Raw genomic sequence first — 14860 nt, 5'->3', positions numbered from 1 at the left:
CGAGCTCAGTAGCTTATTCAGTATTTACTTCGGTCAGGATTATGATCTGTTTACTGATGCCGAAACGGCCGAGGGTGTGATTGACGGCTTCCTTGTGCAAAACGGCAGTCAGGTCATCCGCAATATCCTCGAGGAGACTAAAGAGTTTCAGGCTACTTATGCAGGGCGTATGGACGAAGGCATGATGGAGCATTTTTCAGATGAGTTTGTGCCGGAAAGCTGGGGAACTACCGCGGTAGCGTTCTTTACCATATTGCAACGAAAAACAGAGCAAAAGCTGGAGCAGCTTAAACGAATTTAAGCCCCCCAACCCCACCGTCAACCCTCCTAACCCCACCGCCCAAACCTACCCCAAATCCCCCCCATTGCTGGCGATCACTTTCTTATACCACCAGAACGATTTCTTGCGGGTGCGGGCGAGGGTGCCGTTGCCCTGGTCGTCGCGGTCGACGTAGACAAAGCCGTAGCGCTTGCTCATTTCGCCGGTCGAGGCGGCCACCAGGTCGATGCAGCCCCAGGTGGTGTAACCCAGCACCGGCACGCCGTCGGCGATGGCGTCGGCCATGGCGCGGATGTGTTCGCGCAGGTAGCTGATGCGGTAGTCGTCCTCAATCTCGCCTGCTGCATTGAACTCGTCGTGTGCGCCCAGGCCGTTTTCCACCAGGAACAGCGGCTTTTGGTAGCGGTCGTACATCATGTTCATGGTGATGCGCAGCCCCAGCGGATCGATGCCCCAGCCCCAGTCGCTGCGCGGCAGGTGCGGGTTCGCCAGCGATTTCACCACGTTGGCGGCGCTGCTGTTGTTGTCGTTCATGTCGGCGGAGGCGCAGCGCGAGGCGTAGTAGCTGAAGGAGACGAAGTCGACGGTGTGCTTCAGGATGTCGGTGTCTTCCGGCGCCATGACGATGCTGACGCCTTTCTCGCGGAAGACGCGGGCGGCGTAGGAGGGGTAAGCGCCGCGCGCCTGCACGTCGATAAAGAACAGGTTCTCGCGGTCTTTCTCCAGCGCGGCCCACACGTCTTCCGGCTTGCTGGACCACGGGTAGAAGTTGCCGCCGGCCAGCATGCAGCCCACCTGGTTGGCGGGGTTCACTTCATGGGCGATGCGCGTCGCCAGCGCGCTGGCCACCAGTTCGTGGTGCGCGGCCTGGTATTTCACCTGTTCGGGGTTTTCGTCCGCTTCAAACACCAGCCCCGCGCCGGAGAACGGGCTGTGCAGCAGGATGTTGATCTCGTTGAAGGTCAGCCAGTATTTCACCAGCCCGTCGAAGGCTTCGAAGCAGGTGCGGGCGTAGCGAGTGAAGAACTCCACCATCTTGCGGTTGCGCCAGGAGCCGTATTCGGTCACCAGGTGCATCGGCACGTCGAAGTGGCACAGGGTCACCAGCGGCTCGATGCCGTATTGGCGGCACTCTTCGAACAGGCTGCGGTAGAAGGCGATGCCTTCTGCGTTGGGCGTCAGCTCGTCGCCGTTGGGGTAAATCCGGCTCCAGGCGATGGAGGTGCGGAACACGGTAAAGCCCATCTCCGCCATCAGCGCGATGTCGTCGCGGTAGCGGTGGTAGAAATCGATGGCGTCGTGGCTGGGGTAAAACTCGTCGTCGCGCAGGCTAAAGCGCTTCTCCTGCCCGAGTTTGACCGCCATGCGGTGCGGGCCGTGCGGGATCATATCGACGGTTGTCAGCCCTTTGCCGCCCTCGCGATAGCCGCCTTCCGCCTGGTTGGCGGCTAAAGCGCCGCCCCATAAAAATCCTTTAGGGAATGTTGAATCGGACATGCAATCCTCTGGTATCTCAATGCGTTGCGCTGGCGGCGTTCGCCGCCGGTGCGGTTTGGCCGGGCGCGGCGGCGTTTTCCGGCAGATCCTCGAAGCCCAGCATCAGCGTGAGCGCGAACGACAGCACCACCGAGAGCGCCATCACCGCTACCACCCACACGATGCTCATCGGGTTGGCCGGATCGAAGAACTGCACGCTGGTGAACAGCCCGGGCGAGGCCATCGAATGGCTGGCCAGCCCGCCGATGCCGGCGACCGCGCCGCAGACAAAGCCGCTGATCAGGCTGGCGACCAGCGGCCGTTTCAGGCGCACCGCCACGCCGTACAGCGCCGGTTCGGAAATCCCCGCCACGATGGCTGAGGCGGCGGCGGCCAGCGCGGTCTGGCGCAGCTCGCGGTTCTTGGTTTTCAGCGCCACCGCCAGCGAAGCGCCGCCCAGCGACAGGTTGGCGCCGATCTCCGAAGGCATCACCATGCCCTCTTTGCCGGTCTCGGCGATGGTCTGGATGATGGTCGGGGTGAACACCCGGTGCATGCCGGTGATCACCAGCAGCGGCCAAATCGCCCCCATGATGGCCACGGAAAGCCAGCCCAGGTAGCCGTGCACGGTGTAGACCAGCGCCGAAATGCCGCTACCGATCCAGATGCCGAGCGGGCCGATAAGCAGAATGGCGATCGGCGCGGCGATCAGCACGATCAGCATTGGCTTGAGGAAGTTCTTGGTCACCGCCGGGGTGATGCGATCCACCCCGCGTTCGATGTGCGACAGGATCCAGGTCATCACCAGCGCCGGGATCACCGTGTAGGTGTATTTCACCGCCGTCACCGGGATGAAGGCGAATTCCACCGCCTGGCCCTGCGCCGCCTTGGCCATCAGATCGATAAAGTTGGGATGCACCAGCACCCCGGCGATGGCGATCGCCAGCGACATGTTGGTTTTGAACTTCAGCGCCGCCGAGGCGGCGACCATCACCGGCAGGAAGAAGAACGCGCCGTCGCCGATCACGTTGAGGATGACGAGGGTCGAGGAGCCTTTCTCGAATACCCCGGCCATGTCCAGGATCATCGCCAGCAGCTTCACCATCGAGCCGCCGATGATGGCGGGGATCAGGGGCGACATGGTGCCCACCAGCGCGTCGAGAATGCCGGCGCCGATGCCCTTCAGGGTGAGCTGGCGTTTCACCGGGGCGGCGGGGGCCGCCGCGCCCGGCATGCCGAGCGCCAGCACCGCCTGATAGGCCTTGGCCACCTCGTTGCCGATGATCACCTGGCACTGCTCGCCGCTGTGCACCACGCCCAGCACGCCGTCGATGGCCTTCAGCGCCGGCGTGTCGATCTGGGTTTTGTCTTTCACCACGAATCTCAGGCGGGTCATGCAGTGGGTCACGGCCTCGATGTTGCCCGTGCCGCCCAGGGCGGCCACGATGGCGTGCGAGATCTCTGCGTAGTTCTTCGGCATGGCGTGTCGTCTCTCAGATAGCAATTCGGATAGCCCAAAGGCGAATATTTACTGCCTGGGCGATCCGTCGTTCCATCCGTATGAAACGCCCACAAGAAACCGGTTTCACAAAATCATGTATTGGTGTTTTGTGGTTGGCAAGAACTATGATTTTTGGCGTTTCGTTTTCGTGATCTGGATCGTCAGAGGTAAGTGCGCACCGGCGCGCAGGGGCGCGAAAGCGTTCCAAACGCCGGGCGTCTTGGGTAGACTGCGCTGAACCCATGGATTTTGGCGGCGCACAGATGGCAACGATACTCGAGGTGGCGAAAAAGGCCGGCGTTTCAAAGGCGACGGTGTCGCGCGTTTTGTCCGGCAGCGGCTATGTCAGCGAGGAGAAACGCGCGTTGGTGGATAAAGCCATCGCGGAAACCGGCTATCGGCCCAACCTGCTGGCGCGCAGCCTGGCGACCAACACCACCCAAACCCTCGGCCTGGTGGTCACCAACACCCTCTACAGCGGCAACTATTTCAGCGAACTGATGGCGCACTCGGCACGCATCATGGAGGCGAACGGCCGCCAACTGATCCTGGCGGACGGCAAGCACACCGCCGAAGAGGAGCGGGCCGCCATTCAGTTTTTGCTGGATCTGCGCTGCGACGGGGTGATCATCTATCCGCGTTTTCTGTCGATCGCGGAAATGGACGAGATCGTCTCCCAACACCACCAGCCGATTCTGGTGATCAACCGGCGGCTGCGGCTGAACGACAGCTACTGCATCTTCAGCGATCAGCACGCCGCCGGCGCGGCGGCGGTGGCGCACCTGATCGCGCGCGGCCATCGCGACATCGCCTTTATCACCGGTTCGCTCGATTCCCCCACCGGGCTGGAGCGGCTCTCCGGCTACAAATCCGCGCTGGCGCAGCAGGGCATTGCGGTTAACGAGGCGTTGATCGTCGAAGGAAAATGGCACGCGCAAAGCGGCGTGGCGGCGGTCGATGCGCTGCTGGCCGGCGGGCAGCCGTTCAGCGCCATCGTCGCCGGCAACGACGAAATGGCCATCGGCGCGATGAAGCGGCTGGCGGAGCGCGGCGTGGCGGTGCCGGAGGCGGTATCGGTCATCGGCTTCGACGACATCCCGCTGGCACCCTATACCGTGCCGTCGCTGTCGAGCATGAAGATGCCGGTCACCGAGATGATCCAGGAGACCATCAACCGCCTGCTGTCGATGCTGGACGGCGGCGAGCTCAGCAAGCGCCCCAGCTTCCCGGCCAGCCTGATCGAGCGCGAGTCGGTGGCGGCGGGGCCGTACGAGCGAAGTTGAACTCGGCAATGCGTCCATGTGGTTTGTGAAGGCGTAGGTTGGCCGTATAAGCCGTTATCACCCGGCGCAGCGCCGTCACCCCCATAGCCATGACTTTTCGCGACGGCGCGTCAGTCGCTCCCCTTACCACCCTGAGTAATAATCTGAAAGAGCGCCCCAAGACTGCTCTTTCGGGCCGCTATACGTTATGTTATCCCCCGAAAGTTTGGCCGTTCCCACCCGCTTTTAGCGATTGAAAGCATCACGCTGTCTTCTGCGACGGCATGGCTTCCTGCGTTGCGTCGGTGAACGGTTTCAGTGGCAAACCTTGCGGCCCTGCGGATGAACGGCCTGAGCGTGTCGCCGTCCGGCGGCAATACCCGAGCGACCACCAGAGATTGGCGTCTGTGAGCCAAGGGCGGTAGCGTAGCTGTCCGGCGTTTCCGGCGGCGATACCCGAACACGACGGTTGCGTGCCGACCTAAAACCAACAGAGCTGCGATGCAGCTCTGTTGGTTTTAGGGGCTTGCTCGCGCGGGATTGGGGAATGCTGTGATTCGATGGTCGGCAGGGTGTTTACCCACGACAAGGCCTTTAGCCGTTTTATGCGCATGTAAAACAATGTGGCGATGAAATGACCACGGCGTATTTTAGAGGATTCTATGAAAATTATCGTTACCGGCGGCGCCGGGTTTATTGGCTCGGCCGTTGCCCGCCATATTATCAATGATACCGCTGATCACATTTTGGTGCTGGATAGCCTGACCTATGCCGGCAACCTCGAATCCCTGGCGCCGATCGCCGATAGCGATCGTTACACCTTCGAGCAGGTCGATATCTGCGACCGTCAGGCGTTGGATCGCGTGTTCGCCGCCTTCCAGCCCGATGCGGTGATGCACCTGGCCGCCGAAAGCCACGTCGATCGTTCTATTGACGGCCCGGCCGCCTTTATCGAAACCAACATCGTCGGCACCTACACCTTACTGGAGGCGGCTCGCCAGTATTGGCACGCCCTGGACGCCGAGCGCAAGCAGGCGTTCCGCTTCCATCACATCTCCACCGACGAGGTGTATGGCGATCTGCACGGCACCGACGATCTGTTTACCGAAACCACGCCGTATGCGCCAAGCAGCCCGTATTCCGCCTCCAAAGCCGCCAGCGATCACCTGGTGCGCGCCTGGTTGCGCACCTACGGTTTACCGACCGTCGTCACCAACTGTTCGAACAACTACGGTCCTTACCATTTCCCGGAAAAGCTGATCCCTTTAACGATCCTGAACGCGTTGGAAGGCAAGCCGCTGCCGGTATACGGTAACGGCGCCCAGGTGCGCGACTGGCTGTACGTCGAGGATCACGCGCGGGCGCTGTATAAGGTGGTCACTGAAGGCGCGGTGGGCGAAACCTATAACATCGGCGGCCACAACGAGCGCAAAAATATCGAAGTGGTGCAAACCATTTGCGCGCTGTTGGATGAGATGGTGCCGAACAAACCGGGCGACATCGCGCATTATGCGGATCTCATCACCTTTGTCACCGACCGCCCAGGGCACGATATGCGCTATGCGATCGACGCCGCCAAAATCGATGCGGAGTTGGGGTGGAAGCCGCAGGAGACCTTTGAAAGCGGCATTCGCAAAACCGTGGAATGGTATCTGGCGAATGAGACCTGGTGGCGCCGGGTGAAAGACGGCTCCTATGCCGGCGAGCGTCTGGGTTTGACCCGTTAATCGATTTTTAAGGAAGAAGTATGAAAGGCATTGTTTTAGCGGGCGGTTCCGGCACGCGTCTCTATCCCATCACGCGCGGCGTTTCCAAGCAGCTGCTGCCGATTTACGATAAGCCGATGGTCTATTATCCGATCTCCGTGCTGATGCTGGCGGGGATCCGGGATATCCTGATCATCTCCACCCCGGAAGATATGCCCTCCTTCAAGCGTTTGCTGGGCGACGGCAGCCGTTTCGGCATCAATCTGAGTTATGAAATCCAGCCGAGCCCGGACGGCCTGGCGCAGGCCTTCCTCATTGGCGAAGCGTTCATCGGCGGCGACAGCTGCGCGCTGGTGCTCGGCGACAACATTCACTTCGGCCAGGGCTTCGGCAACAAGCTGGAGTCGGTGGTGAAGCGCAGCGAAGGGGCGACGGTCTTCGGCTATCAGGTGATGGATCCTGAACGTTTCGGCGTGGTGGAGTTCGACGATAACTTCCGCGCGTTATCGCTGGAAGAAAAACCGGCCGTGCCGAAATCCAACTGGGCGGTCACCGGGCTTTATTTCTATGACCATCACGTGGTCGAGATGGCCAAGCAGGTGAAGCCGTCGGCGCGCGGCGAGCTGGAAATCACCACTCTCAACCAGATGTATCTGGAGCGCGGCACGCTAAACGTCGAGCTGCTGGGGCGCGGTTTCGCCTGGCTGGATACCGGCACGCACGACAGTCTGATCGAAGCCTCTCAGTTTATACATACCATTGAGAAGCGTCAGGGCTTCAAGGTCGCTTGTCTGGAAGAGATCGCCTACCGAAAAGGCTGGTTGACGCGCGAGCAGCTGGCCGCCGAAGCCAAGCTGCTCGGCAAAACGCTGTATGGCCAGTATCTGTCGCAGCTGATCGCGGAAAAATAACCCCGGCCCGGCCCGTCGTGCTCCGAACATCCGGCGCGCGGCGGGGCGCTGGACGAACCTGCATATAGAGCGGATATGAGCACTGTACATATTTGTCCTCTGGATAAATTCATCCCTTCATTCATTGAATTTGTGAATGAGAAATTCGATCCCGATGAGCACACCTTTTGGGTTTACGGCGATAAGGCGCGTTTCGCTTTGCCGCCGGCGGATAACGTTCATTATCTCGGGGCGGATCTGTTCGGCAACGTCAAGCCGACCCTGAAGTTGATGAAGGCCATTCAACGCCACGACCGGGTGATTCTGCACAGCTTCCACGGCATCAAGATGGCGCTGCTGCTGCTGTTGACCCCCTGGGTATTAAAGAAATGCTATTGGTTCATGTGGGGCGGCGATCTCTACCAATACCAAATCGGCAAGCGCAACTTCAAATGGCGCCTGACGGAGCTGCTCCGCCGCCCGGCCATCAAGCGTATGGGCAACTTTGTCACTTACATCAAGGGCGATTACGAGCTGGCTAAAAAGTGGTACGGCTGCGCCGGCCGGTGGCATGAGTGCCTGCTGTATACCAGTAACGTATACAAGAAAAACGTCATCGGCGAACGTGCGGCGGACGCGGACGATAAAACCACCATTTTGCTGGGTAATTCCGCCGATCCGACCAATAATCATTTTGCCGCATTCGACGTTTTGGAAACCTACAAAAACGAGAATATCGAACTGGTCGTGCCGCTCTCCTACGGCAATAAACGCTATGCGGCAGAAGTGGTGGCCGAAGGCACGCGGCGCTTTGGCGAGAAGTTTGTCCCCTTGACCGACTTTATGCCTTTCCAGCACTACCTGGCGCTGCTGGGGAAAGTGGATATCGCGGTGTTCAATCACCATCGCCAGCAGGCGATGGGCAACACCATTTCCCTGCTGGGGCTGAAAAAAACGGTGTTCTTGAATCCGGGCACCACGCAGTGGGATTTCTTTCAGGAAAAGGGTATCCAGGTATTGGATCTTCAAACGTTTTCGCTACGCAGCTTGAGCGCGGCGGAAAAGCATGACAACGAGCAAAAAATCGAAGCCTATTTCTCCGCTGAGAACCTGACCGCGCAGTTAAAGGCCGTCTTTACTTCCTGATGCCGCACGGCTCACCGCCTCGGCATGCATTCAGAATCGACAACAAGGGATAACATGATACCGTTCAACAAACCACCGGTAACCGGCAACGAAATTCAATATATCAATGCGGCGTTGGAGAATGGGAAACTGTCGGGCGATGGCCCGTTCGGCAAACAGTGCCAGCAATGGTTTGAAAACAAGCTGGGGTGCAAACACGCGCTGTTGACCCCGTCTTGCACCGCCGCGCTGGAGATCGCCGCGCTGCTGGTCGATATCCAGCCGGGCGACGAAGTTATCATGCCAAGTTACACCTTCGTCAGCACCGCCAACGCCTTCGTGTTGCGCGGCGCAAAAATCAAATTCGTCGATATCCATCCTGAAACCATGAATATGGATGCAGCGCTGGTGGCTGCGGCGATCACCGATAAAACCAAAGCCATCGTGCCCGTGCATTATGCCGGCGTCTCCTGCGATATGGATGCGATCATGCGCCTGGCCGACCAACATAACCTGCTGGTGGTTGAAGATGCCGCGCAGGGCGTCATGAGCAAATACAAAGGCGATTTCGTCGGCGTTAAAGGCCATCTGGCGGCTTTCAGCTTCCATGAAACCAAAAACTACACCAGCGGCGGTGAAGGCGGCGCGTTGGTGATCAATGACGAACGCTTTATCAAACGCGCCGAAATTCTGCGTGAGAAGGGCACCGATCGCAGCCAGTTCCTGCGCGGCCAGGTGGACAAGTATACCTGGGTCGATTTCGGCAGCAGCTTCCTGCCGGGTGAACTGCAGTCGGCTTGCCTGTGGGGGCAGTTGGAACTGGCTGATGAGATCAACGATAACCGCCTGGCGACCTGGCACAAGTACTATGCGAGCTTTGCGCCGCTGGCGGAGAAAGGGCTGCTGACGTTGCCGACCATCCCGGCGGACTGCGAGCATAATGCGCATATGTTCTATGTGAAGCTGAAGGATATCGAGCAAAGAACGCAGTTCATCGCTCACCTGAAGGCCTGTGGCGTCATGGCGGTGTTCCATTATATTCCGCTGCACTCGGCGCCGGCGGGCAAGGTCTTCGGCACCTTCATCGGCGAAGACAACTACACTACCCGCGAAAGCGAGAGACTGGTTCGCTTGCCGCTGTACTACAAAATGAGCGATGCCGATCTGAATAAAGTCATTGAAAGCGTAGTGAGGTTCTTTGAGTGAACGCCCGCAAGATCCTGGCGTTCGCTATCGGGCCGATCGGTAATGCCGCGCTGGGATTGTTGACCCTGCCGGTGATCACCTGGCTGTTTTCGGCGGACGACGTAGGCCGAATCAGCATGCTGAACGTGGCCGTGTCTTTCTGCGTGCTGTTTTTCAGTTTGGGGCTCGATCAGGCTTACGTTCGGGAATACCATGGCGAATCCGATCGCGGGCAGCTGTTGAAGAACGTTGCTTTCCCCGGTTTGCTGATGATCGTCATCATCAGCGCCGTGTTCCTGCTGTTCCCCGGCAGTTTGTCCACGTTGCTGTTCGAACAGAAAGACACGGCGATAAGCTGGCTTGTCATGCTGATTCTGTTGGCTTCGTTCATCAACCGTTTTCTGTCCCTGATACTCAGGATGCAGGAGAAGGGGATGGCGTTTTCGCTCAGCCAACTGATGCCCAAGCTGATGACGCTGATCGTTATCGGCCTGTGCTATGTCCTGTTCACCCAGCATACGCTGATGCAGCTGGTGGTGGCGAACGCCGTCGGTTTTATCGCGGTGTCGCTGATGCTGATGTGGTCTTCCCGGGCGGATTGGATCGCCGCGCTGCGCAGTTCGCTGGACGCCGGCAAACTGAAAGCGATGCTCAAGTTCGGCTATCCGCTGATTTTGGGCGGGCTGGCGTTTTGGGGGCTAACCACCATCGATCGGATGTTCGTGCGAGCCTATTCCGGCTTTGAACAGTTGGCTATCTTCTCGGTGGCGGTCAGCTTCGCCGGCGTGGCGAGCATTCTGCAAAGCGTATTTTCTACCGTTTGGGCGCCGATGGTCTACAAGCTGGCGGAATCCAACGAGGGCGGCGAGCAGCAGATGATCAACAAGGTCACGCAGTGCATGCTGATTGCCGTGGTTTGCCTGTTCAGTCTGGGGGGGCTATTTTCCTGGCTGGTTGACTTTGTCTTGCCCGCTAACTACGTGAATGTGAAATACATTCTGGTTGCGAGCCTGGGTTTCCCTTTGCTGTTCACGCTGTCGGAAACGACGGCGGTCGGCATCGGCCTGAGCAGAAAGACCGGTTACACCATGCTGGCTTCCTTGATCGCGTTGATTATCAACGTGGCGGCCAACGCACTGCTGGTGCCTCGTTTCGGCGCCGGTGGCGCGGCGGTCAGCACCTGCTTGGCCTTCTGGGCATTCTTGATCCTGAGAACGGAGTTCTCGATTATCAGTTGGAAGACCATGCCGCGTTTTGAAATGTATTTCTTCACTTTCCTGTGTCTGGCGGGGGCGTCGGCTTCCGCACTGGCGGGCGAGAAAATGAAATACGAGCTGTTTGTCTATTGGGGCGTCCTGCTGGCCGTTGTGCTGGTGAGGAACCTGCGGTTCCTTAAATCGTTCGCCAAAAGATAACGTTTTCGGTCAGGCAACCCGTTGCGGGTTGCCGCCGTTTTGACTTCCCCCATCCAGCGCTATCCGATGGCGTTCACTTCTCCTGGCTCAACGCAGCCGCTCCCGAATCTCCTCCTCCGGCAAATCCACACCGATAAACACCAGCGTGCTCTTGCGCTCTTCCTCAGGCAGCCATTCTCGATCCCAGTCGGCGTTATACAGCCGCTGCACGCCCTGGAACAGCAGGCGGCGCGGCTCGTCTTCGATAGACAGAATGCCTTTGTAGCGCAGCAGGTTGTCGGCGTATTCCAGCAGCAGGCCTTCCATCACGTCGGAGATTTGCATCAGCGGCAGCGGGCGTTCCAGCGTCACGACAATTGAGCGGATGTCGCTCTGCGGCTGCGGGATGCGGCGGAACAGCGGGGTGGCTGGCGTCAGGTTCAGCTTGTCGTTCAGCGTGAAGCCTTCGATGTCGAACAGCACGCTCAGATCGATGTCGCCGTGCGTGACCTTGTAGACCGGCGCGCGGGCGTTCATCCGCTGCAGCCGCTGGATCAGCGCCTCGCAGTCCGGCGCTACGTCGGTTTTGGTCAACAGGAGGCGGTCGGCGTAGCCCACCTGCGCCTGGGCGATGCTGAACTGGCTCAGCTGCTGCTCGGCATGCGCCGCGTCCACCAGGGTGATGATGCCGTCCAGCAGGAAGCGCTCGCACAGGATCTCGTGCGAGAAAAAGGTCTGGGTAATCGGGCCGGGATCGGCCATGCCGGTGCATTCGATGATCAGCCGATCGAACGCCAGCTGGCCGCTGTCGACGCCGTCAAGCAAATCCAGCAGCGCGTCCGCCAGTTCGTTGGACTTGCTGCAGCAGATGCAGCCGTTGCTCAGGGTGGTAATGCGGCTGGCGCGATCGCCGATCAGCGCGTCGTCGATCGGCACTTCGCCGAACTCGTTCTCGATGACCGCGATTTTATAGCCGTGGTCGGCGTTCAGGATGTGGCGCAGCAGGGTGGTTTTGCCGGCGCCCAAAAAGCCGGTCAGGATGGTGACTGCAATGGGTTTCATACGGATCCTTGTGACTGCGGGTTAACAGCAGCGCATGCCGCCTTTGCCGTCGCCGCCGTAGCGCGCTTGCTGGCGCTCGCGGAAAAATTCTTTATAGGTCATCACCGGCTTGTCCGGGTGGTTGTCTTTCATGTGCTGGACGTAGGTATCGTAGTCAGGCACGCCCACCAACATGCGCGCCGCCTGCCCGAGATATTTCCCCGCCTGGCCGAGATTTCCGAACATAAGCCTTCTCCAACTTTACCCTGCATCACTACAGCGCTTGCTTAAGCCTGATATTAGGGGAAGCCGGGGGATGGGGTTCCCGCAGGGATGCCCCACCTCCGGGTCGCCCCGGGTATCTCGATTGCATCGCGCCGCACGCCTGGCATCTTGCGATACGTAGGCCGTGCGGCTTTGGGTACTACTTAACGTTTATTATGCAGGGTATCCGTTAAATCACATCAATGCTGGGTCGAAACTTTGACCTCCCCCTCAGTTACGCCGTCGGCGGGCGCGGCCTGCGGCACCGGCACGTAAGGCGTTTCCTGATCGGTGCGTTTCGGGTTCTTGTGCGCCGCCAGCGCGGTTTTCACCCCGTAGAAGATGATACTGTACACCACCAGCAGGAACAGAATGCTCAGCCCGGCGTTGGTGTAGTTGTTCACCACGATGTGGTTCATGTTGGCGATCTGCTGGGCGCTCAGCTCGGCGCCGCCCTCGGCGATTTTGCGTTTGTACTCGCCGGCCAGGAAGAAGAAGCCTTCCAGCTGCGGGTTGTCGCTGAACAGCTTCAGGCCCAGCGCGTAGGTGGTGCAGATCAGCAGCCACACCGCCGGCAGCACGGTCACCCAGATGTATTGCGCGCGCTTCATCTTAATCAGCACCACGGTGCCCAGCACCAGCGCCACGGCGGCCAGCATCTGGTTGGAGATGCCGAACAGCGGCCACAGGCTCTTCACGCCGCCGAGCGGATCCACCACGCCCTGATACAGCAGGTAGCCCCACAGCCCGACACAGCCGGCGGTGCCGACGATGCCGGCCACCAGCGAGTCGGTTTTCTTCAGGAACGGCACGAAGTTGCCCAGCAGATCCTGCAGCATAAAGCGGCCGGAGCGGGTGCCGGCGTCCAGCGCGGTCAGGATGAACAGCGCCTCGAACAGAATGCCGAAGTGATACCAGAAGCCCATGTTGGCGCCCGGAATGATCTGGTGGAACACGTGGGCGATGCCCACCGCCAGCGTTGGCGCGCCGCCGGCGCGGTTCAGCACCGAAGGTTCGCCGATGTCGGTGGCGGTCTGCAGGATCTGTTCCGGGCTGATGACGAAGCCCCAGGAGCTGACCGCCGCCGCTGCGTGCACGGTCACGTCCTTCAGCGAAGCCATGATCATCGGCGCGTCTTCGGTGCCCAGGCGGTGCAGATCCGGCATGGTGATGCCCAGCGCCGCCGGCGGGGTGTTCATGGCGAAGTACAGGCCCGGCTCGATGATGGAAGCCGCCACCAGCGCCATGATGGCGACGAAGGACTCCATCAGCATCGCGCCGTAGCCGATAAAGCGCGCGTCGGTCTCATTGGCCAACAGCTTCGGCGTGGTGCCGGAGGCGATCAGCGCATGGAAGCCGGAGACCGCGCCGCAGGCGATGGTGATGAACAGGAACGGGAACAGGGTGCCTTTCCACACCGGGCCGGTGCCGTCGACGAACTGGGTCACCGCCGGCATTTTCAGCTCAGGATTGAGGATCACGATGCCGATCGCCAGTCCGACGATCACGCCGATTTTCAGGAAGGTGGCCAGGTAGTCGCGCGGCGCCAGGATCAGCCACACCGGCAGCAGGGCGGAGACAAAGGCGTAGCCGATCAGCGTGAAGGTGATGGTGGTGTCTTTAAAGGTCAGCGCCGGGCCCCAGTACGGGTCGTGCGCCACCACGCCGCCGAACCAGATGGCGGCCACCAGCAGCACGATGCCGATGATTGACACTTCACCCACGCGGCCGGGGCGCAGGTAGCGCATGTAGATGCCCATAAACAGCGCGATCGGCACGGTGGAGCAGACGGTGAACACGCCCCACGGGCTTTCCGCCAGCGCTTTCACCACGATCAGCGCCAGCACCGCCAGGATGATGATCATGATCAGGAAGCAGCCGAACAGCGCGATGGTGCCCGGTATCGGCCCCATCTCTTTTTTGATGATCTCACCGAGCGAGGCGCCGTTGCGGCGCGAGGAGATGAACAGCACCATAAAGTCCTGCACTGCCCCCGCCAGTACCACGCCGCCCAGCAGCCACAGCGTGCCGGGCAGGTAGCCGACCTGCGCGGCCAGCACCGGCCCCACCAGCGGCCCGGCGCCGGCGATGGCGGCGAAGTGGTGGCCGAACAGCACGTTCTTGTTGGTCGGCACGTAGTTGAGGCCGTCATTGTTGACCACCGCCGGGGTGGCGCGGCCGGCGTCCAGCTTCATCACCCTGGTGGCGATGTACAGGCTGTAGTAGCGGTAGGCCACCAGATACACCGCCACCGAAGCGACGACGATCCACAGCGCGCTGATGTGTTCGCCGCGGCGCAGCGCCACCACGCCGAGGCAGGCTGCGCCGAGTATCCCCAGCAGCATCCACGGAATGTGCTTTAAAATCCCCTCTCGTTTCATGAGGTATCCTTAATTCCAGTCTGCAAAATATGAATGAACTCGTCCGCTTGTAAGAGATGTCAGAGTGGCGCGGCGAGCCGTAGCGTCTTTCCCGAGGTAAGGCGGGTTTAGGAACAGCTCATCATCGCCGGGGGTTAGGGGGGAAGACAGGCGTATTTCGGTCAGCGGTCAGATCCGCCGGGTGAACGGTTGGATTGACGGGGTAAGCGGTTTGTTGCATAACCAACAGCCGCCCGTCAGCCGCTGTTGCCAATGCAGCACCCGCCCGCACCCGTCGGCTTTAAACTCCCGGTTTTTCAGCCAGATGCCTTAACGCGGCGGTTGGCACGCATCCTGCTATCGGTTTTATAACCAA

Annotated in this window: 11 protein-coding genes and 1 pseudogene; 7 read left to right on the top strand and 5 right to left on the bottom strand. The window is 60.1% G+C overall.

What is annotated here, in order from left to right; translation table 11 throughout:
- Positions 1 to 10: 10 nt before the first annotated feature.
- Positions 11 to 301: pseudogene (locus ACSBQV_RS15145) on the top strand (contact-dependent growth inhibition system immunity protein); the annotation flags it as partial.
- 45 nt (positions 302 to 346) lie between these two features.
- Here the strand turns inward: ACSBQV_RS15145 and ACSBQV_RS15140 are convergent.
- Both ACSBQV_RS15140 and ascF read right to left on the bottom strand, forming a co-directional pair.
- Positions 347 to 1777: a 6-phospho-beta-glucosidase gene (locus ACSBQV_RS15140; protein ID WP_099789758.1), complete on the bottom strand. Its 1431-nt coding sequence runs from the start codon at positions 1775 to 1777 to the stop codon at positions 347 to 349.
- 16 nt (positions 1778 to 1793) lie between these two features.
- Entirely contained in the window at positions 1794 to 3236 is a 1443-nt protein-coding gene (gene ascF / locus ACSBQV_RS15135) for a PTS cellobiose/arbutin/salicin transporter subunit IIBC (protein WP_099785716.1), read from the bottom strand.
- A gap of 284 nt (positions 3237 to 3520) precedes the next feature.
- Between ascF and ACSBQV_RS15130 the strand changes: the two genes are divergently transcribed.
- The 6 genes from ACSBQV_RS15130 (at position 3521) to ACSBQV_RS15105 (ending at position 10840) form a co-directional block, all read left to right on the top strand.
- Positions 3521 to 4540, top strand: a complete 1020-nt coding sequence (locus ACSBQV_RS15130) for a LacI family DNA-binding transcriptional regulator (RefSeq protein WP_143557069.1) — start codon at positions 3521 to 3523, stop codon at positions 4538 to 4540.
- 641 nt (positions 4541 to 5181) lie between these two features.
- Complete coding sequence (gene rffG, locus ACSBQV_RS15125) at positions 5182 to 6246, top strand: dTDP-glucose 4,6-dehydratase (RefSeq protein ID WP_033651412.1); 1065 nt, start codon at positions 5182 to 5184, stop codon at positions 6244 to 6246.
- A gap of 20 nt (positions 6247 to 6266) precedes the next feature.
- On the top strand, positions 6267 to 7136 hold the full coding sequence (gene rfbA, locus ACSBQV_RS15120; RefSeq protein ID WP_033651411.1) for a glucose-1-phosphate thymidylyltransferase RfbA: 870 nt from the start codon (positions 6267 to 6269) through the stop codon (positions 7134 to 7136).
- Between the two features lie 75 nt (positions 7137 to 7211).
- Positions 7212 to 8261: a TDP-N-acetylfucosamine:lipid II N-acetylfucosaminyltransferase gene (locus tag ACSBQV_RS15115; RefSeq protein ID WP_099785712.1), complete on the top strand. Its 1050-nt coding sequence runs from the start codon at positions 7212 to 7214 to the stop codon at positions 8259 to 8261.
- Positions 8262 to 8315: 54 nt separating this feature from the next.
- Positions 8316 to 9446 carry a dTDP-4-amino-4,6-dideoxygalactose transaminase gene (gene rffA, locus ACSBQV_RS15110; protein ID WP_033651409.1) on the top strand — a complete coding sequence of 377 codons (1131 nt, stop codon included), beginning with the start codon at positions 8316 to 8318 and terminating at the stop codon, positions 9444 to 9446.
- Entirely contained in the window at positions 9443 to 10840 is a 1398-nt protein-coding gene (locus ACSBQV_RS15105) for a lipopolysaccharide biosynthesis protein (RefSeq protein WP_099785710.1), read from the top strand. The genes rffA and ACSBQV_RS15105 overlap by 4 nt, the downstream gene beginning before the upstream one ends.
- A gap of 87 nt (positions 10841 to 10927) precedes the next feature.
- On the opposite strand, the gene yjiA is transcribed toward ACSBQV_RS15105, so the two are convergent.
- The 3 genes from yjiA to ACSBQV_RS15090 all read right to left on the bottom strand — a co-directional run bounded on the left by yjiA (position 10928) and on the right by ACSBQV_RS15090 (position 14505).
- On the bottom strand, positions 10928 to 11881 hold the full coding sequence (gene yjiA, locus ACSBQV_RS15100; RefSeq protein ID WP_099785708.1) for a GTPase: 954 nt from the start codon (positions 11879 to 11881) through the stop codon (positions 10928 to 10930).
- A 21-nt stretch (positions 11882 to 11902) separates the two neighbouring features.
- Complete coding sequence (locus ACSBQV_RS15095) at positions 11903 to 12106, bottom strand: YbdD/YjiX family protein (protein ID WP_004953088.1); 204 nt, start codon at positions 12104 to 12106, stop codon at positions 11903 to 11905.
- 218 nt (positions 12107 to 12324) lie between these two features.
- The gene (locus ACSBQV_RS15090) at positions 12325 to 14505 is read right to left on the bottom strand and encodes a carbon starvation CstA family protein (protein ID WP_079450037.1); all 2181 of its coding nucleotides are present in this window, start codon (positions 14503 to 14505) and stop codon (positions 12325 to 12327) included.
- Positions 14506 to 14860 lie beyond the last annotated feature (355 nt).

This window comes from Serratia sp. B501 (assembly GCF_051172315.1).
In the GTDB taxonomy this organism is placed as follows: Bacteria; Pseudomonadota; Gammaproteobacteria; order Enterobacterales; family Enterobacteriaceae; genus Serratia; species Serratia ureilytica.
Note: the sequence above shows the minus strand (reverse complement) of the source record. Positions and strands in the feature narration are given on the sequence as shown.

What these genes read in the sequence shown, in the direction of transcription:
- ACSBQV_RS15115 (WP_099785712.1), top strand. Translation starts at nt 7,212, where the DNA reads ATGAGCACTGTACATATTTGTCCTCTGGATAAATTCATCCCTTCATTC.
- ACSBQV_RS15140 (WP_099789758.1), bottom strand. Translation starts at nt 1,777, where the DNA reads ATGTCCGATTCAACATTCCCTAAAGGATTTTTATGGGGCGGCGCTTTA.
- ascF (WP_099785716.1), bottom strand. Translation starts at nt 3,236, where the DNA reads ATGCCGAAGAACTACGCAGAGATCTCGCACGCCATCGTGGCCGCCCTG.
- rfbA (WP_033651411.1), top strand. Translation starts at nt 6,267, where the DNA reads ATGAAAGGCATTGTTTTAGCGGGCGGTTCCGGCACGCGTCTCTATCCC.
- ACSBQV_RS15130 (WP_143557069.1), top strand. Translation starts at nt 3,521, where the DNA reads ATGGCAACGATACTCGAGGTGGCGAAAAAGGCCGGCGTTTCAAAGGCG.
- ACSBQV_RS15095 (WP_004953088.1), bottom strand. Translation starts at nt 12,106, where the DNA reads ATGTTCGGAAATCTCGGCCAGGCGGGGAAATATCTCGGGCAGGCGGCG.
- rffA (WP_033651409.1), top strand. Translation starts at nt 8,316, where the DNA reads ATGATACCGTTCAACAAACCACCGGTAACCGGCAACGAAATTCAATAT.
- yjiA (WP_099785708.1), bottom strand. Translation starts at nt 11,881, where the DNA reads ATGAAACCCATTGCAGTCACCATCCTGACCGGCTTTTTGGGCGCCGGC.
- ACSBQV_RS15090 (WP_079450037.1), bottom strand. Translation starts at nt 14,505, where the DNA reads ATGAAACGAGAGGGGATTTTAAAGCACATTCCGTGGATGCTGCTGGGG.
- rffG (WP_033651412.1), top strand. Translation starts at nt 5,182, where the DNA reads ATGAAAATTATCGTTACCGGCGGCGCCGGGTTTATTGGCTCGGCCGTT.